The organism is Thalassospira sp. CH_XMU1448-2 (assembly GCF_037027285.1).
GTDB lineage: Bacteria > Pseudomonadota > Alphaproteobacteria > Rhodospirillales > Thalassospiraceae > Thalassospira > Thalassospira profundimaris_C.
Map to the genome: position 1 here is coordinate 209,251 of NZ_JAYMEA010000007.1, position 19,697 is coordinate 228,947.

The following is a 19,697-nucleotide window of genomic DNA, read 5'->3' on the forward strand; positions in this document are numbered from 1 at the left end:
GTGCAAAAAGTTCCGGTTAACGCAACTTGCTGATTAACGTCATCCGTCGCAGCCCTCATGACCGGGGGACTGCATCCCTAACCATGATCAAGATCATTGCAAGGCCGCATAGCCCCGATCCCGCTGGCCTTCCATCCCAATCCTTAGAACTAACTCCGTATTCCCCCATCCAAAGGCACATGGGATGCACATTCCCGCTCGTTTAGAGATAGCGAGTTCTGAAACACGTTCGGAAATCCCGAGAAAGGTCGACTAAAATGCAATTACACCGGACAGAAACCAGTCACTGCTTAATGGAAATCGTGACTGTCAATTTTAAGGACCGGAGCCTTTTGCGTTTGTGAGACATGCTCCGCCTCCAATGCATTCAGACCACTGGCCCATTGTAAATTCCGGGGGTGATTGTGGTTGCTGCGGGCGATTTTGGTATTATCCGTCAGTCCTTGCAACATCCCGGTCAGATCGACCAGTCTGTCGGCAATAATATGGGTAACGCCATCTTCACGCTGAAGCTTGCCGGTAACCCCCAGAACCGTGGCCGTCATGACTTCGCGGCGATATTTTTCCATCACCTTGTTCCAGACCACCAGATTGGTGATGCCGGTTTCATCCTCAAGCGTGATGAAAACCACCCCCGATGATGTCCCCGGGCGTTGCCGAACGATGGCAAGACCGGCATGAGTTAACCGTTCACCATCACGCACACCGGGCAGGTCACTTGCCTTGCAGATCCCCGCTTCTTCAAGCGCATTGCGCAACATGCTGACCGGATGACCTTTAAGCGACAGACGCAGGCTGGCGTAATCCTCGATGATCTCCTCGCCCGGTTCCATGATGGGCAAATCGACCGGTGCTTCGGCCCCGAATTCGGCTGAGACACCCATATTATGGTTAAAGTTCTGGGCGGCTTCAAACAAAGGTAATGCAACCGGGGCCTTGCGCCCCTTGCCAAAGCGACGCACCGCCCAAAGGGCTTCTCGCCGCGACAGGCCAAGGGAACCAAAGGCGTCGGCTTCCGCCAGTTTTTCCAAGGCTGCAGGTGACAGACCGGTCTGGCGCGCCATCAGATAGACATCCTGAAATCCGCCAGCCGGACGGTTGGCAATCAGGGCAAGGGCATCAAGTTCGCCAAATCCCTTGATCTGGCGAAAACCAAGTCGCACGGAATGATAGCCACTGGCACGGCCCAGCTCGCGTTCAAGCTGGTTGTCCCAGAAACTGTGATTGATATCGATTTCAAGAACTCTGACCCCATGATTGCGCGCATCATTAACCAGTTGTGCGGGGGCATAAAACCCCATCGGCTGCGCGTTTAAAAGTGCACATAAAAATACATCGGGATGATGGCATTTCAGCCAGGATGACGCATAGGCCAGAATGGCAAAGCTTGCCGCGTGGCTTTCGGGGAAACCGTAATCGGCAAAGCCTTCGATCTGCTTGAAACAGCGTTCGGCGAAATCCATGTCATAGCCGTTTTTCAGCATTCCGTTGATGAATTTGGTCCGGTGTTCGCCAATCGTACCGGTACGTTTGAATGTTGCCATCGCACGTCTGAGATTGTCGGCCTCGCCACCGGAATAGCCCGCAGCAACAATGGCGATCTGCATTGCCTGTTCCTGAAACAGCGGCACACCACAGGTGCGCTTCAAGACGGCTTCCAGTTCCTTTGAAGGATACTCCACCTTTTCCCGGCCCATGCGCCGTTGCAAAAACGGATGAACCATACCGCCCTGAATCGGTCCGGGGCGGACAATCGCCACCTGAATGGTCAGGTCATAAATGCTTTTGGGTTGAAGGCGGGGCAGCATGCTCATTTGCGCACGCGATTCCACCTGAAAGGTGCCAATACTGTCGGCCTTTTCGAGCATCCTATACGTAGCCCTGTCTTCCTTGGGCAGGGTTGCAAGCGTGTAATCAATGTTCTTGTGATTGCGCAGTTCCTCAAACGCCTTGCGAATACAGGTGAGCATTCCCAAGGCCAGCACATCGACCTTAAGAATACCAAGCGCATCAATATCATCCTTGTCCCACTCAATGGTGGTGCGGTCCGCCATCGCCGCATTGGCGATCGGCGACAATTCACAAAGCGGTCCGCGCGTAATGACAAAGCCACCAACATGCTGCGACAGGTGGCGGGGAAACCCTGTCAGTTCCCCCGCCAGATCAAGAACGGCTTTGAGGCGCGGTTCGTCTGGATGAATGCCCGACTGGCGCATCATGGTCTCATGCGCGCCCTTGCTGCTTGATCCCCAGATGGTTTTGGTCAGCTTGACGATGGTGTCCTCGGACAGGCCAAAGACCTTGCCGACATCGCGAATGGCACTGCGCGACCGGTATGAAATCACCGTAGCGGTCAGACCGGCGCGCTCGCGACCATAACGTTCATAGATGAACTGGATGACTTCTTCGCGGCGTTCATGTTCGAAATCGACATCAATATCGGGCGGCTCATTGCGCGCATTGCTGATGAAGCGCGAAAACAGAAGTTCCACCTCATTGGGGTCAACCGATGTGACATGCAGACAAAAGCAGACCGATGAATTGGCCGCCGATCCACGCCCTTGACACAAAATGTCCTTTGACCGGGCAAAGGCAACAATGTCATGCACGGTCAGGAAATAGGGGGCATAACCCAGCTCGTCGATCAGTTTAAGCTCCGTCTCGATCAGTTTCTTGACCTTGTCAGGCACACCATCGGGATAGCGTTTATGTGCCCCCTCCCAAGTCAGGCGGATCAGGCGTTCCTGCGTGCCTTCCCCCGATCCGTCATTTTCATCGGGATATTCATAGCGAAGGTCACTGAGACTGAATGTGCACTGATCGGCAATCTCGACCGTGCGCGCAAGCCAGTGGGGATGATCGGGAAACAGCCGTGCCATTTCCTGCGGGGATTTGATATGGCGTTCACCATTGGGAAACAGCCGATATCCGGCATCCTCAATCCGGCAATGATGGCGAATGCAGGTCAATACATCCTGCAAGGGTTTGCGGGATCGAAGGTGCATATGCACGTCATTGGTCACCACGGCAGGAATGCCAAGACGGGTTTCGACGTCTTCGGCAAAGGCAAGGCGTTCGCTATCAAACCCGTCCATGAAGCGCCCGACAGCAAGCCAAAGCCGATCATTAAAACGGGCTTTCAGATTGATCAATTCGGTGCGAAACCCGTCATCGGGAACCTGCGGCGGGAGAGCAATGAACAAAAGGCCGTCGCCATGATTGATGATATCGCTCTGGTAAATCTCGCACGATCCCTTGGGGGCGCGGCGCTTGCCAAGGGTCAGCAACCGGCACAGCCGGGCATAGGATGCCCGATCCGTCGGATAACACAGCATGGATGGCCCATCCATCGGATCAAGACGGCAGCCGACAATATAATTGAGCCGGTCAGCATAATTACTGTGTGCCGAGTAACCGCGTACGACCCCGGCCAGCGTATTGCGATCCGTAATCGCAATGGCATGAAGCCCCTTGGTCGCAGCCGCAAGCACCAGTTCCTCGGCATGCGATGCGCCGCGCAAAAAGGAGAAATTGCTGCTGACCTGCAGTTCGGCATAGGCCGGTTCCGGGGCGTTTGGGGTACGACCGGTTTGGGGTTTCGTCATGGCATCACCCTGCAAAAAGCCCGTGGACCGACCAGATATCCTGACCGGCAGGTCCGGTACGAAACAGCCACAACATCCGCCCTTTCTGATCACAGATACGGAAATAGTCGCGGGTCATCTGTGACAGGGCGTAATGATCCCGATCAAGATGCCCCCACCATTCAGGACAGAGGCGTTCCGGCCCGTCGGCATGTAAAATATCCACAATCATTTTTCGCCAGCGCAGGCGTGTCGGGGTGCCGGTCGGGTTACGGTCAATCACCTCAACCGGTTCTGGCGGATCGAGCAACCGGACCGGTCGTCTGGGCAAGGTGACATCGGGTAGGCGCGACGTTTTTGCCGGGCCGACCGGGGGTTGTCGAATAGCGGCCCGTTCGGGCAAGTGGCTTGCATGATGGGCAGGGCGATACAGGATATCGTTGGGGCCCAGATGATGACTGATCCGGTCAATCAGTTGGGCGAGCGCGATGGCATCACCGGTCTCATCCTGCTGACGGTCAAGACGCACCTGACGAAAGGCAACATGTTCGACCCAAGGGGCATAGACAATGACCTGTTCAATCCCAAACCCGGTATCGACACCGGGCATTTTTTCTTCCAGTAACCGCAAGACATGGGCTGCTGACTGACAGGGAGCGCCGGTTGTGGTCGTGATGGTATGGGCATGGCCATCAACCCGGATCGACCGGATTACAAGCCGGCGCAGACCAAGGTTATCAGTCTGGAGCCTGTCACAGAGTTTTTCGGTCATGGTCCGAATTGCCAGAGCCAGATTGTCTGCATCGCCCAGTGGCTCGCCAAAGCTTTGCCTTATCAGCCATGGACTATCGGGTAGTTCGAAATTCAGATATTCGGGCAAACGACCATAAAACTGGTCAAGCCGATGCAACACATCAGGCCCCAGTCGGGTGGTGATATTGGCACGCGGCAAGGGGGTAATATCGCCCAGTTGTTTCAGGCCAAGACGCGACAGCAATGTGATGATGTCATCAGACAGACGCAGGGCCGAGACCGGAAATCCGGCCGCCGTCGCGTGATCATTTGGAAGTGACAGGGTACGTTCAGAAACATTCCCCGGATGATGGCGTGCGCAGGCCCATGCAGCCCCGGCTGTATCGGCAATGGCAATCCGGGCCGCGTAACCACGTGCTTTCACATCACGCAGGATGTGCGTGATCATGGCAGTTTCGCCCCCAAACAGATGGCTCCCCCCGGTGATCTCCAACCACAATCCACCATCGCCCTGCAGGCTGTTGTCATGCAGCTCCCGATCCGGGGCAACCCACGGGCTGTATCGATCCATCGCGCGGATCAGACGCGCCAGATGGGCTTGATAAAGATCGACATCCTCGGGGGTATCGATCAGATCAGGCAGGATGCTTCGGGCATCGGACAAACGCATGCCCCCGTGCAGACCAGCCATCCGCGCCGCATGATTCAGCCCGCAGACAAAGACCCCCTTATGATCGACACGTGTCACCACATGCGCACGATCTGCCGTGGGCTTGGTTGCGGTTTCAGATATGGCTGTACTGCCGATTTCACGGGGATGATCAGCCGTGGAGAGGCTGATCGTCTGACAGTCGGTTTTCCAGTGGGTCAACCACAGATAAAGAAAGCGTTGCTGCATCGGTTTTGACTTTCCAGCTTCCCGGTCGGACCCCGCGTCCCCCGATCAGGCTGAGATGATGGATGCTCCCTGTCATATTCTGCTGCGTGTTCAGTTCCGGCTCGATCTTCCAGCGTGTCAGCGCACTTGACGGCATCAACCGTCCGATCCGTGAAGCCTGGCGTAACACAATGATTCGCGTCCCCGCGGCCTCGCACGCCAGCTGCAAGCGCCGCGCAACCGTCAAATCGTAATCCGTGGTTTCAAGAATGATTGATGCGATCTGCCCGGTTCTGGCGATCTCGGCACACGCCCACATTGCTGTTGCTTGCTGATCAACTGTCATCATCAAGGGGCAACATTCCCCCCCGGATCGGGCAGGAAAGCTCAGATGATAAAATCGCCCCTGATCAATGGCCCGTCTTTGCCGGATCCAGAAAACAGACCGTCCTGCTGATTTACCATCCTGATTTCTCTGATCAATCTGGGCCAGGGACCAGGCCAAAACCGATGCAGCACCCGCGTCATGACTGCAAATAATCTCATGCAGACCAACCGGTGCGAAACCGCCCAGACTGATATTTCCAGATAACACGATGTGTCCGAACACACGCGGTATTGCTTCTCCTGCTGCATCAGAAAAACAGGAGGCACTTATTTTCCACTGCTTCTCTGCCTGCGCCAAAGCGACACGGGCATCATGAAGTCGTTCCGCCAGCATCATACCTACACAAGACAAATGTTCACTATTTGTTCTTATTTAAGGATTGTCCTTGGCAGAGTCAAATCAAAAGCCTTCCTCAAGACGTGCGGCCAATGCTGTCTTGCGGATACCTCAACAACAAAGTCAGGCTGAACTGCAACATAAAATTCAACCCTTGATAGAAAATCATCGCGTAATTATATCGCATCATTGAGTGCACTCAACCTGGCCCCGGGCCGGGTGCCAACCATCAAAATGAAAAGAAGCCTCCACTTGATCACTATCAATAGTTTGCCCTCCTCGTTGTAGTACGAGAAAAACTATGAAAAACATGCTTCGCACACTCCTGTCGCTTCTGATTGTCCTGTCCGTGATCGGCACCGGGACAAATCAGGCCTTTGCGCAAACGGCGAAGCATTCTTCTCGTGCAGATCTTGTTGAAATCACGATCTGTTCCGCGGAACAAACTCCTAAAACGATACTGATTGATCAGAACGGAAACCAGGTTCCCGAACCTGCCCAATGCGACTGCCCAACATGCCCGAACTGTCTGATCGGATCTGCATTCAAACTTCCGCTTCCAATCGGTGAAATCGGGCATGACCGCAAAGTCATTCTGACCGTCATCCCGCAGTCATTTGACATCACAGGCGCAGCTTCGACTGCGCCTGCGACAGCACGCGCGCCCCCGCACAAGGTTTGAATTCATGAAAACGCCATCTTACCAATGCTGTCCTCAAACAATCACTTGTTCGCGTCGCCCGCGTGCCCGTCTGACAAGACTACTGATTCTGGCAATTGTCTGTCTTCTGCCAGTTCTTCTGTCGGCATCTCCGGCATGGGCACAAAACAAACCCGTCCTTGCCCAATTCATCGACAAAATTCCTGCCGCATCGCTTGTAAATGGCGCCGAGGCCTATGGCCCTGTTCGCGATGATCTTCCCGTTGCACCGATTCTCAAACAGGGCAATCAGATCGGTTGGGCATTCATTACATCGGATTTCGTCGGCACAACCGGTTATTCCGGAAAACCCATTCATGTCATGGTTGCTGTTGGTCAGGATGCCAAAATCATTGGTGTCAAACTGGTCAAGCATTCTGAACCGATTGTTCTGATCGGTATCCCCGAAGCGCGCATCGCTGCCCTGACCGAGGGATATGTCGGATTTGACCTTGTTGCGGCGACCCAAAATGCCGACCATGACCTGAACATTATTTCCGGTGCGACTGTCACCATCATGGTGATTGATGACTCGATCCTTCGTTCCGGGATCAAGGTTGCGCGCGCGCTTGGACTGGGGGGACTTACTGCCCCTAAGGCCTCGACAGCCCAACAATTCAAAATCAATCCTGACGCCACCGCACCGGCCGACTGGCTAACACTGGTCGGGGACGGCACCATTCGCCGGATGTCTCTGGATGTCGGGCAAATCAATGATGCCTTTGCCGCGATGGATGATCCACGCGCAACCGAACGTCCGATCACCGCTCCGGCCGAAGACACCTTTATCGATATGTATGCAACCCTTGTCAGCATCCCCGCAATTGGCAAGGCAACGCTGGGCGAGCGCGGTTACAATAACTTGCGCAACTGGCTCAAGGAAGGCGAGCAGGCCATTCTTGTGACTGCACGCGGACAATATTCCTTCAAGGGATCCGGTTATGTCCGTGGCGGCCTGTTTGATCGTATCCAGCTGATCCAGGGCGACATGTCGGTACGTTTCCGTGATCGTAACCATCGGCGTGTCGGTGACATCATGGCCGATGGTGCACCGGAACTGACCGAGATGGATCTGTTCAAGATTCCGGCTTCGAACAATTTTGACCCGACACAACCATGGCGGCTGGAGCTTCTTGTCCATCGTGATATCGGGGCTATCGAGCGTCTTTATACGACCTTTGACATGGGCTGGCAGCCGCCAGAAAACTATCTTGAAAAAGTAGCCCCCCCGGCACAGGTCGCAGCACCAACAGAAGAACCTGCGCTTGAAAGCGACGAACAGGCTGCCAAAACAGCGCTGTGGCAGCGGATCTGGCGCGACAAGTCGCTCGAAATCATCGTTCTCAGCATCATGCTGCTGACCTTGACGACGGCCTTCTTCTTCCAGGGGATTCTGACGCGCTCTGCGAAATTTACCTTCTGGTTCCGCATTTCGTTCCTGACAGTCACCCTTGTTTTCCTCGGCTGGTATGCAAACGCCCAACTTTCCGTCGTCAACCTGATGGCGCTGACAAGTTCACTGGTGACCGGGTTCACCTGGGAAGCCTTCCTGCTTGATCCGCTGACCTTCATTCTGTGGTTCTCGGTTGCGGCTGCACTTATTTTCTGGGGACGCGGGGCTTATTGCGGATGGCTTTGCCCGTTTGGTGCCCTGCAGGAACTGACCAACCGGATTGCCAAGTTCTTCCATGTGCCGCAATGGACCCTTCCATGGGGCCTGCATGAACGTCTTTGGGCGGTCAAATACATCATTTTCCTCGGCCTTTTCGGCACCATGCTGGCTTCGATTGACCAGGCCGAAAAACTTGCCGAAGTCGAACCCTTCAAAACCGCCATCATTCTTAAATTCGACCGGGCTTGGCCATTTGTTCTTTATGCCCTTGTCCTTCTTGGTGCCGGACTTTTCGTCGAGCGTTTCTATTGCCGCTATCTGTGCCCACTGGGTGCAGCGCTGGCAATTCCGGCACGCATCCGGATGTTTGACTGGCTCAAACGCTACAAGGAATGCGGCAGCCCCTGCCAGAGTTGCGCGCATGAATGCATGGTCCAGGCCATCCACCCAACAGGAGAAATCAACCCGAACGAGTGTCACAACTGTCTTCACTGCCAGGTGCTGTATCAAAGCAAAACAATTTGTCCGGTCGTGATCAAGAAACTCAAGCGGCAAGAAAGCCTCTTGGCGAGCATGGAAGGTGCGAAAAAAGCACTGAACCGGACCCAGACGACAAAGCAAAATCCCAAGGAGAATTCGTGATGTCTGACAATACAGAAAAAACCGGCGTAACCCGCCGTGGCCTTTTGACTGCCGCCGCAGGTGGTGCTGCCTTTGCCGGCGCTGCTGGTGCAGCACGTCTGGCCATGGTTGGTGGGGCAACAGGTGCTGCAACCGCGCTTTCTGTTGGAAGTGCACAGGCTGCAGCCGGCTCGGAAGTGAACCTTGCCCCTGGGCAGCTTGATGAATATTACGGTTTCTGGTCATCGGGCCAGACCGGCGAAATGCGTATTCTGGGCATTCCGTCGATGCGCGAACTGATGCGCGTCCCGGTTTTCAACCGCTGTTCAGCAACCGGTTGGGGTCAAACCAACGAAAGTCTGGAAGTTCTGACCGAGAACATGCTGCCGAAAACCAAGGATTTTCTCGCTGCAAACGGGAAGAAAGTCCACGACAATGGCGACCTGCACCACGTTCATATGTCCTTTACCGAGGGCAAGTATGACGGGCGCTATCTGTTCATGAATGACAAGGCAAACACCCGTGTTGCGCGTGTTCGCTGCGACGTCATGAAAACAGATAAAATCCTTGAAATTCCGAATGCCAAGGCCATCCACGGTCTGCGTCCGCAAAAATGGCCGCGCACCAACTATGTCTTTGCCAATGGCGAAGACGAGACCCCGATGGTCAATGATGGTTCGGTGCTCGATGATCCGTCAAAATACGTCAACTTCTATACCGCTATTGACGCGGACAAGATGCAGGTTGCCTGGCAGGTTATGGTTTCGGGTAACCTTGACAATACCGATGCCGACTATGAAGGCAAATATGCCTTCTCGACCAGCTACAACTCGGAAATGGGTATGAACCTTGCGGAAATGACCGCATCCGAGCTCGACCATGTTGTTGTTTTCAACATCAAGGAAATCGAAAAAGGCATTGCTGCGGGCGATTTTATTGAACTGAACGGCGTCAAGGTCATTGACGGCCGCAAAGGTCAGAACAAGAACTACACCCGCTATATTCCGATCCCCAACAGCCCGCATGGCTGCAACATGGCACCGGACAAAAAACACCTTTGCATCGCGGGCAAACTGTCCCCGACCGTTTCGGTGATTGATGTCACCAAACTTGATGCCGTGTTCTATGACGGTGCTGAACCGCGTTCAGCCGTTGTTGCCGAACCGGAACTGGGTCTTGGTCCGCTACATACTGCCTTTGACGGCAAGGGTAACGCTCTGACCACCCTGTTCCTCGACAGCCAGGTCGTAAAGTGGAATATCGAAAAAGCCGTTCGGGCCTATGCCGGTGAAAACGTTGATCCGATCATCAAGAAGGTCGACGTCCATTACCAGCCGGGTCACAACTCGACCTCGATGGGTGAAACACTGGAAGCCGACGGAAAATGGTTCATTTCGATGAACAAATTCTCCAAGGACCGCTTCCTCAATGTCGGCCCGCTCAAGCCGGAAAACGAACAGCTCTTCTCAATGGAAGGCGATGATCTTGTTCTGGTCCATGATGGCCCGACATTTGCCGAACCTCATGACTCGATCATTGTTCATCGTTCTGTGGTCAACCCGCTAAGCGTCTGGAACCGTCAGGACCCGATGTGGGCAAAAACCCGTGCACAAGCCGAAGCTGATGGCGTCAATATTGACGACTGGGCCGATACCATTGTTCGCGACGGCAACAAGGTCCGCGTCTATATGAGTTCGTCGGCACCGACTTTCAGCCTTGAATCCTTTACTGTGAAACAAGGTGACGAGGTCACGGTCATTATCACCAACATGGATGATATCGACGACCTTACCCACGGCTTTACCATGGGCGATCACGGGGTTGCCTTTGAAATTGCCCCGCAGGCAACGGCATCAGCAACCTTCGTTGCGTCGAAAGCCGGTGTCTACTGGTACTATTGCCAGTGGTTCTGCCATGCCCTGCACATGGAAATGCGCGGTCGCATGATTGTTGAACCGCGGAGTTAACCATCATGTTGCGTCCCGTTCTGATAGTACTGGCCCTGATTTTCTTGCCGCTGAATGTTTTTGCGGCAACCCGATCCGTGCCCGCAACGAACGGGGCGCTTGCTTCAGCCATCGCCGGGGCAGCCCCCGGCGATGTGCTTGTCCTTGAACCCGGACAACATCAGGGTCCGGTATTACTCGACAAACCGATCACACTTGACGGTCAGAACAAGGCGACACTGAATGGCAATGAAACCGGTAGCGTCATCACGATCACCGGACAGGATATTACCGTTCGTGGCCTTGAAGTTATCGGCTCCGGATCGTCACATGAAACCATTGATTCAGGCATTCAGCTTGAACGCACTGCTGCCCGTATCCTGATCGAGGAAAACCGGCTTCTGGGCAACTTGTATGGTGTCGACGTTCATGGTGCCCGCAACGCAACCGTTCGTGCCAATATCATTGTCGGGCGTCGTGATCACCGAATGAATTCGCGCGGCAATGGTATCTATATCTGGAATTCGCCCGGGACATTGATCGAAGAAAACGACATTCAATATGGTCGTGACGGCATTTTCGTAAACACATCCAATCGCGGAACATTCCGCAACAACCTGATGCGCGATCTGCGTTTTGCCGTGCATTACATGTATGCCCACGATTCAGAAGTGTCGGGAAACATATCGGTTGGCAATCATCTTGGCTTTGCACTGATGTATTCAAAGCGGATCACAGTGCGCGACAATATGTCGCTTGCCGACCGTGATCAGGGGCTGATGCTGAATTACACCAACAATGCCGATCTGGTCGGAAATCTCGTCCGCGGCACCGGGGAAAAATGCCTGTTCCTTTATAATGCCCATCGCAATCTGGTCAGCGACAACCGATTTGAAGGATGCGGCATCGGCATTCACTTTACAGCCGGTTCTGAAAGCAATGCCATTACCGGTAATGCCTTTGTCGCCAATCAGACCCAGGTCAAATATGTCGGCACACGCGACGTGGAATGGAGTTTCGATGGGCAGGGAAACTTCTGGTCGGATCATCCGGCATTTGATCTTGATGGCAACGGGATTGCCGATAGCCGGTTCCGTCCCAACGATCTGATGGACCATATTTTATGGTCACAACCAGCAGCGGGAATGTTGCTGGGGTCACCCGCCGTGCAATTGATCCGGTGGAGCCAGGCACATTTTCCCGCAACCCTGCCCGGTGGCGTCATCGACAGTTATCCGTTGATGGAACCATTAGACATTCCCGTTTCCGATAAGATCGCAACACTTGAAATGGCTGCTCGCACCAACCCTGTTTGGCTGCGTGAAAGGACTGAAGATGTGTCTGACCCTCTCGCAAGTCACTAAGTGCTACGATGATCATACCGTTCTGAACGCGGTCGGATTTGACGTCGCGGCCGGTGAACGTGTCGCTCTGCTTGGCCATAACGGCGCAGGAAAATCGACTTTAATGAAGATTATCCTCGGCCTTATTCCGGCCGACAAGGGGACGATAAAGGTGCTTGGCACCGAACCCGGCAGCAATATCGCCAAAACAGGCACGGCATATCTTCCGGAAAATGCCGCCTTTCACCCGGCGCTAAGCGGTTATGAACAGCTTTGTTACTATCTTCGTCTGCGCGGCGAAAACACCAATCAGGCCATGCCGCTGCTTGAGCGCGTCGGACTGGCACAGGCCGCAAAACGACGGATCGGCACATATTCCAAAGGTATGCGGCAACGTGTCGGACTGGCACAGGCTTTGATCGGTAAACCCAGACTTCTCATCCTTGATGAACCGACCAGCGGGCTGGATCCTGTTTCGCGGCGGGAATTCTATGTCATCCTTGATGAACTTGCGGCTCAGGGGACTGCCATTTTGCTGTCTTCCCATGCCCTTACCGAAGTTGAAGCCAGAACCGACCGTATCGTTATTCTTTCATCCGGGGTCATGGTGGCAAACGACACGCTGGCCAGTTTGCGACGGCAGGCATCCCTGCCGATCCGCTTGCAGGTTTCTGCGTCTGTCGGCAAGGCCGATGAAGTCGCCAGCAAGCTTTCGGGGGATCGCCGTAACGGGGTGATGGTCGATCTGGTTTGCAGATCCGATGAAAAACTCGCACGTCTTGGCGATATTTCCGCACTTGGCTCCCTGATCGAGGATGTCGACGTCATTCAGCCCAGTCTGGAAGATATTTACAGCCATTTCAGCAAGGGAGGTGACGCATGAACCGCATTCTGGCATCGGCCCGTACCGAATTTATCATTGCCTTGCGCAATCGCTGGATTACCATTTCCGTCGCGATGATGGTGCTTTTTTCACTTGTTCTTTCTGCCGCCGGAAGTGCCCCGACTGGCGCACTTGGCGCAGACAAGCTTTCCGTCACAGTCGCAAGCCTGACATCGCTTGCCGTATATCTGGTGCCACTGGTTGCGCTTTTGATGTCCTTTGACGCCATTGCCGGTGAGATTGAACGTGGCACCCTGCCCCTTGTTCTGACCTATCCCGTCAAACGCGGCGAGCTTGTTCTGGGAAAATTCACCGCACATCTTGCCATCCTTGCCATTGCGATTGCGGCTGGTTACGGCATCGCAGCCATTGCGGCTGTTGCGACCGATCAGAATGCGGTTCTGGGTTTGCCGGCATTGCTGCGGCTGTTCTGGTCGTCACTTCTGCTTGGGGCGACCTTTATCGGTATCGGGTACGGGATTTCGGCCTTTGCACGACGGCCCGGTGCCGCAGCCGGACTGGTCATTGGATTGTGGCTTGTTCTGATCGTACTTTACGATCTTGGGCTTCTTGCTGCCATTGTTGCAGATGATGGCGGCACCTTTACCAATGACTATTTCCAGTGGTTACTGCTTGGCAATCCCGCCGATGCCTTTCGTTTATATAACCTTGCCGCATCTGATGCGACCGCGGCTGCCGCCGGACTGGCAGGGGCCGCCAACAGCATCCCGCCTGTCCATGCCCTGATATCCATTCTGGCATGGCCGGTTGCTGCCATCGGTATCGCGCTCTTGGCGTTTCGGAGGGTTACACCATGAAACCCCGCAAATTTAACCTGTCTGTACTTGTGGTCGCTGGTGGTCTTTTGGGACTGGCTGCCTGTCAGGAACAGGTTGCAGAAACCCTGCCGCCCCCGCTAGCAATGACCGAGGAATCAGTTGGGCATTTTTGCCAGATGAATATTCTCGAACATCCCGGCCCCAAGGCACAAATTCATCTTGAAGGCCTGCCTTATCCCCTGTTTTTCAGTCAGGTTCGCGACGGCATTGCCTATGAACGCATGCCCGAACAGAATTATAAAATCCGCGTCATATATGTCACGGACATGTCAAAGACCACCGACTGGGACAATGTCGGGGAGCAGAACTGGATACCGGCGGTGTCGGCACATTATGTCGTTGGATCGCGCATGGCCGGGGGGATGGGATCACCGGAACTTGTTCCCTTTTCGAGCCAGGACGATGCCCGGGCCTTTGCCGATCAATATGGGGGTCAGGTCATGACGCTTGGTGATGTTGATGATGCGCTGGTCTTTAGCAACACCACCCCTGATGCACCAGTAAACGTCCCTGAAACTGCAAACCTGCCCGAAGACACCGACTATCGCAGCCGTCTTGAAAGTCTTCGCAAAAAATGAGGTCCGCCATGCCCGCTATTTCACGACGCCGGTTTCTGACCATTTCTGCTGCGGCTGGCGCAATCAGCAGCATGCCTTTTGCCATATCCCATGCGCAAACTCCGGTCCAAAGCTGGAAAGGGATCGCAATGGGTGCTGCTGCATCGATCACATTGTCCCATCCTGATGCAGACAAGATCCTTGCAGGTGCGACCCGGGAGCTCGACAGACTGGAAAATATTTTCAGCCTCTATCGCGAAAACTCGACACTTTCCCGGTTAAACAGCACAGGAATCCTTGACACCCCACCATTCGAACTTCTGGAATGCCTCGGGATTTGCGGCACCATCAACCGTGCAAGCAACGGGCTTTTCGATCCGACGATACAGCCGTTGTGGCAGCTCTATGCGACAAGCTATGCGCAAGGTCACGGGCCTGAAACTTCTGCGATCAAAGACACACTTACCCTGACCGGCTGGGAAAAACTGTCGGTCTCCGAAAACCGGATTGCATTTGATCGTCCTGGCATGGCCCTGACCCTGAACGGCATTGCCCAAGGATATGTTGCCGACCGGATTGCATCACTGCTTCGCAGCAACGGACTGACCAACGTGCTCGTCAATACCGGAGAATTTCACGCAATTGGCGGCCATCCTGACGGCAATCCCTGGCCGATTTCCATTGATACCGGTTCGGGTATCAGAAAAGATCGGGAAATGTTGCGTGATAATGCTCTGGCCACTTCGTTGCCAACCGGAACGTTTTTTGATCAGGCTGGCCTGATCGGTCACATTCTTGATCCCCGCTCCGGCCTGCCCGCACAGGCGCGTCGCCAAAGCATCACGGTCACCGCGCCCAAGGCCGCCATCGCAGATGGATTAAGCACGGCCATGTGCCTGATGAATGATGAAGAATGCGCACACCTTCTTGGGCAGTTTCCGGCTGCAAAACTGGTCTAGGCGGGGCATTTCCCCTTGCCTGGAGATACCTCAGCCTGTTGAAGCCCAGCATAGCAACAAAGGAACCTGCCTCTCGCCGGGTTGGTAAGGCATGATATGCGCACAATCCGCACAGACTTTGTCACATTATTCATACTGGCCGGGTTGCTTGCCCTTGTTGCTGTTCCGCTAAAATTATTGTTCTGGGTTCCTGGCAGCGATGAAATCCTGACCCTTTTGCCCGTTCCGCAACGGGATTTCTGGCATGGTCATGAATTGCTGGCAGGTTACGGACAACTTGTTCTGGGCGGCTATTTGCTAACGCGGCCGGGAAAGCGAACCATCCGCTTTCTGATCATGCTCTGGCTTGTCGCCCGTATTTCGATCTTTGTCCCGGGTCTGGCCGGTCTTTATCTTGGTGCCTTTGGAAACCTTGCGACCTTCGGCTTGTTGTTCTTTTACGCCGGGCTTGCATTTTTCCGTGCCGCCAAGCGTCTGAAATCTGCCCTGCCCGGATTGATCATATTTCTACTTCTTTCTTCCGAAGCCGTTTTTCAGGCGGGCGGGATTCTTGCGAACCGGGCCCTTTCAGAAACAGCCTTGCTTGCAATGATATGGTTGCTGATTGTGTTGCTGTTCCTGATGGGGGGACGCATAATTGCCGCCCCCCCTCAGCGCGCTGCTCGGGCTGCTGGCGGCGATGGTCATCATGCGTCGTCTCTGGAACTGGCGCGTCTGGCTGGTCGCTGATGGCTTTGACCTGACATCCTTGCATTTGGGATACGCGATGCTGGCGGTCGGACTGTGCTTTAACTCTGTCCTGACGCTTATCCTTGGCCGACAGGGGCTGATTGGATTTCATGGCGCAATGATCGGCGGTTTTGCACTACTTTCCATCACCGTCATGTGCCGCACAGTTTTACAACGGTTTCGCTTTTCTCTTAGCTTGCCGGTCTCGATGCGTATTTCCTGCGCCTGTGTGGCGGTTGCTTCCCTTACCCGAATGGCGGCAATTCAGGATACAGGCACAACTGAGCTCCTGGTCATGTCAGCCTTACTTTGGGAACTCGCATTTGCCGGATTTGTCTTCACATTGATCGCCCTTATATGGCGATTTAAAAAGACAAACTGATCCTGACGGATACGTATCTATCCGCTCCTGATGTCTCATCTCCATGCCGATCTTCTGGCAACCTGTTAGCGCGACAGTTCGATCAACGCAGCACGGTCAAGAATTTGAAGTTTAGGCCCAGCAGCAATTGCGCCAGATGCCTCCAACTTCCGTAAAGAACGCGAAAAGGTTTCGGGTGTGATGCCGATCCGGCTTGCGATCTGACGTTTTTCCGGGAAGCTTGTGCCTCCCTGATCATCAAGAGGTTCACCACTACGTTCTTCGAAATCGATCAGGAAGGATGCGATTCTTTGTAATGGTCGTGTGTGGCGGATCTTGTAGATTTCCTCAAGGAAGAAACGTTCCCACCGCAGAAGACCGCTCAATACATCGCCCAGAACATCCGGGGCACTTCGCAATATAGACAGATAGGCTGCGCGCGGAATTTCAACAATCTCGCAATCTTCCATCACCTCGCAATCCACAGGATAGGGGCGACCGGCAAATGAAACCGCTTCGGCAAATGCGCCCGGCTGGGTCAGAAAATGCATGACGGTTTCTTCCCCGAGCGGCGACGTTTTCACAAGCCGCAAATGACCGGACAACAATATATAGAAATTCTCTGCGACATCACCGGCACGGAAAAGATGTTCGCCACGCGCATGACATGCAACCCTGCATCTCGCGATCAGACCTTCAATGCGGTCTTCACCAAGGGCAAAAAGCAACGGCACATTCATCATGATTTCGCGGTCGGAATCAGACAGCGGCTTTGAACGCATCTTCCTGCTCCTCTTTGCCCTGATTGCTGGAAAGACCGCACCATTCAGCAAGCATTTCAGCATCGGCAATCCGGATGATATGACCATTGGAATGCTGTGACACACCCATTTCGGAAAGCTTTTTCAGTGCCCGGGAAATGGTTTCACTCGTCATGCCAAGCTTGCGCGCAAGGGCCGATTTTTCGATGGTCAGCGGCGTTTCATGTACGCCATCAATCGGGACAGCATCCGCCAGAAGATAAATACCCAATCGCTGAGCTGCAGAACGACATTTGAGTTCTTCGGCCTGACGTAACATCTGACACAACCGCTCGGTCATGGCAGACATCATGGTCAAGGCTCGGTCGAAATGGGCCGAAAGGAATTCCGAGAATGCCAGGCCATCAATGCGAATCGCCGTTGTGGCCTCCAGCGTTCGGAGTGACACGGCATAATAACCGTCCGGGACAAGTGCGCATTCCCCGACCAGCTGTCCGTCGCCCATAAGATCAATGACGCCATCCTTGCCGTCCCCGTCCTTGTAAGACAGCTCGACATGACCATTGACGATCAGATAAAGCGCCGAGGCAGGTTCCCCTGCCGTAATCATCGCAGTGTCGGTATCAAGGCGAACCCATTGGCATAGACTTGCCAACTCAAGAATATCTTCCTGTGGCCAGGTTCTGAAATAACGCGCAAAGCGAAGGACGCCCGAAATGCGCTCAATATCGTTCGTCATGGCATTGTCCATGGTGATAACGGAGCAGTGAGTTACTTACTGGAACCAATCTAACATCTGATGGAGGGGTTAGATTTGCTCCAAGTCAATATGGCGACCGAAAATATCTACTGCCGGGTGAACTGTTGCAGTCGGTCGAGATCAAGAATGCTCATTTTGGGGTCGCGCGCGATCAGCCCGTCTTCTTCAAGCTTCCGTAATGCCCGAGAGAAGGTCTCTGGCGTCACCCCGATCCGGTTGGCAATCACATGTTTTGGTACATGCTGTGGCTGATCATTCTGGGAAAGCAAAAATTCCGCCAGTCGCTGCGATGGATTGAGTTGCCGCAAACCGTTCAGTTCCTTGAAGAAGAATCGCTCACGCTCGATCAGGGACTGCATCATTCGACCAATCATGAAGCGATCATTCTTCAGACGGCTGATCAATTGCGAGCGACTGACAGCCGCAATCTCGCATCCTGCCTCGCATTCGGCCGAGACAGGATAACGCACACCTGCCAGTACCACCGCTTCGGCAAAGGATTCTCCTGGCCCGACCAGATGGAACAAGGGAACCCGACCATCATCAAGAACCCGGAACAGACGCACTTGCCCTTTTAACAGAATGAAAAACTGATCAGCGTCTTCTCCTTCGCTAAACAGCAGTTCCCGATGCGGATAAATAGTTACAAAGGAGCCGCGGACAATGGCCGGAATTTCGGTGCGCGCAAATGCGGACATCACCGGAATTTTTGAGATCAGATCAATATCCGCACTGGTTATTTTTCGACAAGACATCTGCACGTCCTCGTCAGTTTGCGGGATATCGGCCCAGAATATTCAGAGCCACCATCGAGCCAGCGAAGATTGACATATTCGGCCAGCAATACCGACAGTTCCCACCAGGTTCCAACAGGAGAAAGTATCCGGAGATTTTCGTCTGGACGCATATCAACAGCAGCCGGAATATCGACCCTGCAATGGAAGCCATCCCCCGCCATCAATGGAATGAAAACAGCCTTGCGGTTTTGCGTCCTTTCCCGCCACTGATCGAGCGGGAAACAGCCTTCGAGCTGCACGTTATATACTTCATTATGCCCAAGAGATCGGGCAACTGCGTTTCTGATTTCAAGGAAGTTTCGCGCCGGTCGCCTATCGCTTTTGCGTCCGTGCGAGACCAAGAAAACCGCAGGGTTTCTGACTTTACCATTCAAGGGCAAGGTCGAGTCGACTACTCGATGAGTCAGCATCCGGCCAAACCCCGGCAAACATCCGGCAGCGGGCAATATCTGAGCACGACTGCCTTCAATATTTTCTGTCGTCGGAGACAAGAGATTGACGGTGTCAATACTCTGAGAAAACAGAAGCGGGAACAGAAGAATATCTGCCGGCTGGTTCTTGAGAACATCTTCCAGAACAGCCTGAATATCCGGAGAGCTGTGCAAGAATGCCAGCCGAACCTCAAAATGCGGCAAGAGCTGTTGCAAACGTCCCTGAAAGACTTCTCCTGGCAATGCACCTGATCGCTGCGTTCCGTGAGCAACAATGATCAGAACCGGATCACGGATCAACATGCCGTCACCTCATTAATTGATCTCTCTTTTCCCGATTTTCTTTGATTTTGGTGGTCCCGTATTGATTCCGGTCAAGGATCGAACCACCGAAACCCATAATGTCCGTATGGTTATTTGATCATCGTCAAGGCTGACCATCCTCGAAAGGTAAACTCTC

Annotated in this window: 15 protein-coding genes and 1 pseudogene; 9 read left to right on the forward strand and 7 right to left on the reverse strand. The window is 53.9% G+C overall.

The genetic code is table 11. From position 1 onward, the window contains the following. Positions 1-290 precede the first annotated feature (290 nt). The 3 genes from WA318_RS20090 to WA318_RS20100 are packed head-to-tail and all read right to left on the reverse strand — an operon-like array spanning position 291 to position 5,563. A complete protein-coding gene (locus WA318_RS20090; protein WP_336083996.1) occupies positions 291-3,605 on the reverse strand; it encodes an error-prone DNA polymerase in 3,315 nt (1,104 codons plus the stop codon). 4 nt (positions 3,606-3,609) lie between these two features. Continuing rightward, positions 3,610-5,235 (reverse strand): Y-family DNA polymerase, encoded by a 1,626-nt coding sequence (locus WA318_RS20095; protein WP_336083998.1) that lies wholly within the window; start codon positions 5,233-5,235, stop codon positions 3,610-3,612. Further along, entirely contained in the window at positions 5,159-5,563 is a 405-nt protein-coding gene (locus WA318_RS20100; protein WP_258548685.1) for a hypothetical protein, read from the reverse strand. Before WA318_RS20100 ends, WA318_RS20095 begins: the two co-directional genes overlap by 77 nt. A gap of 676 nt (positions 5,564-6,239) precedes the next feature. On the opposite strand from WA318_RS20100, the gene WA318_RS20105 reads away from it, so the two are divergent. The 9 genes and pseudogenes from WA318_RS20105 to WA318_RS20145 all read left to right on the forward strand — a co-directional run bounded on the left by WA318_RS20105 (position 6,240) and on the right by WA318_RS20145 (position 16,509). Further along, positions 6,240-6,620, forward strand: coding sequence for a hypothetical protein (locus tag WA318_RS20105; protein ID WP_336084000.1), 381 nt, complete (start codon positions 6,240-6,242; stop codon positions 6,618-6,620). Positions 6,621-6,624: 4 nt separating this feature from the next. Further along, a complete protein-coding gene (locus WA318_RS20110; RefSeq protein ID WP_114098091.1) occupies positions 6,625-8,892 on the forward strand; it encodes a NosR/NirI family protein in 2,268 nt (755 codons plus the stop codon). Further along, complete coding sequence (gene nosZ / locus WA318_RS20115) at positions 8,892-10,838, forward strand: TAT-dependent nitrous-oxide reductase (protein WP_114098090.1); 1,947 nt, start codon at positions 8,892-8,894, stop codon at positions 10,836-10,838. Before WA318_RS20110 ends, nosZ begins: the two co-directional genes overlap by 1 nt. 5 nt (positions 10,839-10,843) lie before the next feature. After that, entirely contained in the window at positions 10,844-12,181 is a 1,338-nt protein-coding gene (locus WA318_RS20120) for a nitrous oxide reductase family maturation protein NosD (protein WP_114098089.1), read from the forward strand. Beyond that, the gene (locus WA318_RS20125; protein WP_114098088.1) at positions 12,153-13,043 is read left to right on the forward strand and encodes an ABC transporter ATP-binding protein; all 891 of its coding nucleotides are present in this window, start codon (positions 12,153-12,155) and stop codon (positions 13,041-13,043) included. Before WA318_RS20120 ends, WA318_RS20125 begins: the two co-directional genes overlap by 29 nt. Next, positions 13,040-13,861, forward strand: coding sequence for an ABC transporter permease (locus WA318_RS20130; RefSeq protein ID WP_336084003.1), 822 nt, complete (start codon positions 13,040-13,042; stop codon positions 13,859-13,861). The genes WA318_RS20125 and WA318_RS20130 overlap by 4 nt, the downstream gene beginning before the upstream one ends. Next, a complete protein-coding gene (locus WA318_RS20135) occupies positions 13,858-14,460 on the forward strand; it encodes a nitrous oxide reductase accessory protein NosL (protein ID WP_336084005.1) in 603 nt (200 codons plus the stop codon). Before WA318_RS20130 ends, WA318_RS20135 begins: the two co-directional genes overlap by 4 nt. Before the next feature lie 8 nt (positions 14,461-14,468). Next, positions 14,469-15,398 carry an FAD:protein FMN transferase gene (locus WA318_RS20140; protein WP_336084006.1) on the forward strand — a complete coding sequence of 310 codons (930 nt, stop codon included), beginning with the start codon at positions 14,469-14,471 and terminating at the stop codon, positions 15,396-15,398. Between the two features lie 96 nt (positions 15,399-15,494). Next, positions 15,495-16,509 (forward strand): annotated as a pseudogene (locus WA318_RS20145) (NnrS family protein). Positions 16,510-16,574: 65 nt separating this feature from the next. Here WA318_RS20145 and WA318_RS20150 read toward each other — a convergent pair. The 4 genes from WA318_RS20150 to WA318_RS20165 all read right to left on the reverse strand — a co-directional run bounded on the left by WA318_RS20150 (position 16,575) and on the right by WA318_RS20165 (position 19,540). Then, the gene (locus WA318_RS20150; RefSeq protein WP_181850238.1) at positions 16,575-17,270 is read right to left on the reverse strand and encodes a Crp/Fnr family transcriptional regulator; all 696 of its coding nucleotides are present in this window, start codon (positions 17,268-17,270) and stop codon (positions 16,575-16,577) included. Then, entirely contained in the window at positions 17,248-17,988 is a 741-nt protein-coding gene (locus tag WA318_RS20155) for a Crp/Fnr family transcriptional regulator (protein WP_181850236.1), read from the reverse strand. Before WA318_RS20155 ends, WA318_RS20150 begins: the two co-directional genes overlap by 23 nt. Before the next feature lie 107 nt (positions 17,989-18,095). Next, positions 18,096-18,764: a Crp/Fnr family transcriptional regulator gene (locus tag WA318_RS20160; protein WP_114098082.1), complete on the reverse strand. Its 669-nt coding sequence runs from the start codon at positions 18,762-18,764 to the stop codon at positions 18,096-18,098. After that, positions 18,746-19,540: a sirohydrochlorin chelatase gene (locus WA318_RS20165; protein WP_336084011.1), complete on the reverse strand. Its 795-nt coding sequence runs from the start codon at positions 19,538-19,540 to the stop codon at positions 18,746-18,748. Before WA318_RS20165 ends, WA318_RS20160 begins: the two co-directional genes overlap by 19 nt. Between the last annotated feature and the right edge of the window lie 157 nt (positions 19,541-19,697).

Coding starts and splice junctions, on each gene's coding strand:
- WA318_RS20090 (WP_336083996.1), bottom strand. CDS start 3,605: ATGACGAAACCCCAAACCGGTCGTACCCCAAACGCCCCGGAACCGGCC.
- WA318_RS20095 (WP_336083998.1), bottom strand. CDS start 5,235: ATGCAGCAACGCTTTCTTTATCTGTGGTTGACCCACTGGAAAACCGAC.
- WA318_RS20100 (WP_258548685.1), bottom strand. CDS start 5,563: ATGATGACAGTTGATCAGCAAGCAACAGCAATGTGGGCGTGTGCCGAG.
- WA318_RS20105 (WP_336084000.1), top strand. CDS start 6,240: ATGAAAAACATGCTTCGCACACTCCTGTCGCTTCTGATTGTCCTGTCC.
- WA318_RS20110 (WP_114098091.1), top strand. CDS start 6,625: ATGAAAACGCCATCTTACCAATGCTGTCCTCAAACAATCACTTGTTCG.
- nosZ (WP_114098090.1), top strand. CDS start 8,892: ATGTCTGACAATACAGAAAAAACCGGCGTAACCCGCCGTGGCCTTTTG.
- WA318_RS20120 (WP_114098089.1), top strand. CDS start 10,844: ATGTTGCGTCCCGTTCTGATAGTACTGGCCCTGATTTTCTTGCCGCTG.
- WA318_RS20125 (WP_114098088.1), top strand. CDS start 12,153: ATGTGTCTGACCCTCTCGCAAGTCACTAAGTGCTACGATGATCATACC.
- WA318_RS20130 (WP_336084003.1), top strand. CDS start 13,040: ATGAACCGCATTCTGGCATCGGCCCGTACCGAATTTATCATTGCCTTG.
- WA318_RS20135 (WP_336084005.1), top strand. CDS start 13,858: ATGAAACCCCGCAAATTTAACCTGTCTGTACTTGTGGTCGCTGGTGGT.
- WA318_RS20140 (WP_336084006.1), top strand. CDS start 14,469: ATGCCCGCTATTTCACGACGCCGGTTTCTGACCATTTCTGCTGCGGCT.
- WA318_RS20150 (WP_181850238.1), bottom strand. CDS start 17,270: ATGCGTTCAAAGCCGCTGTCTGATTCCGACCGCGAAATCATGATGAAT.
- WA318_RS20155 (WP_181850236.1), bottom strand. CDS start 17,988: ATGACGAACGATATTGAGCGCATTTCGGGCGTCCTTCGCTTTGCGCGT.
- WA318_RS20160 (WP_114098082.1), bottom strand. CDS start 18,764: ATGTCTTGTCGAAAAATAACCAGTGCGGATATTGATCTGATCTCAAAA.
- WA318_RS20165 (WP_336084011.1), bottom strand. CDS start 19,540: ATGTTGATCCGTGATCCGGTTCTGATCATTGTTGCTCACGGAACGCAG.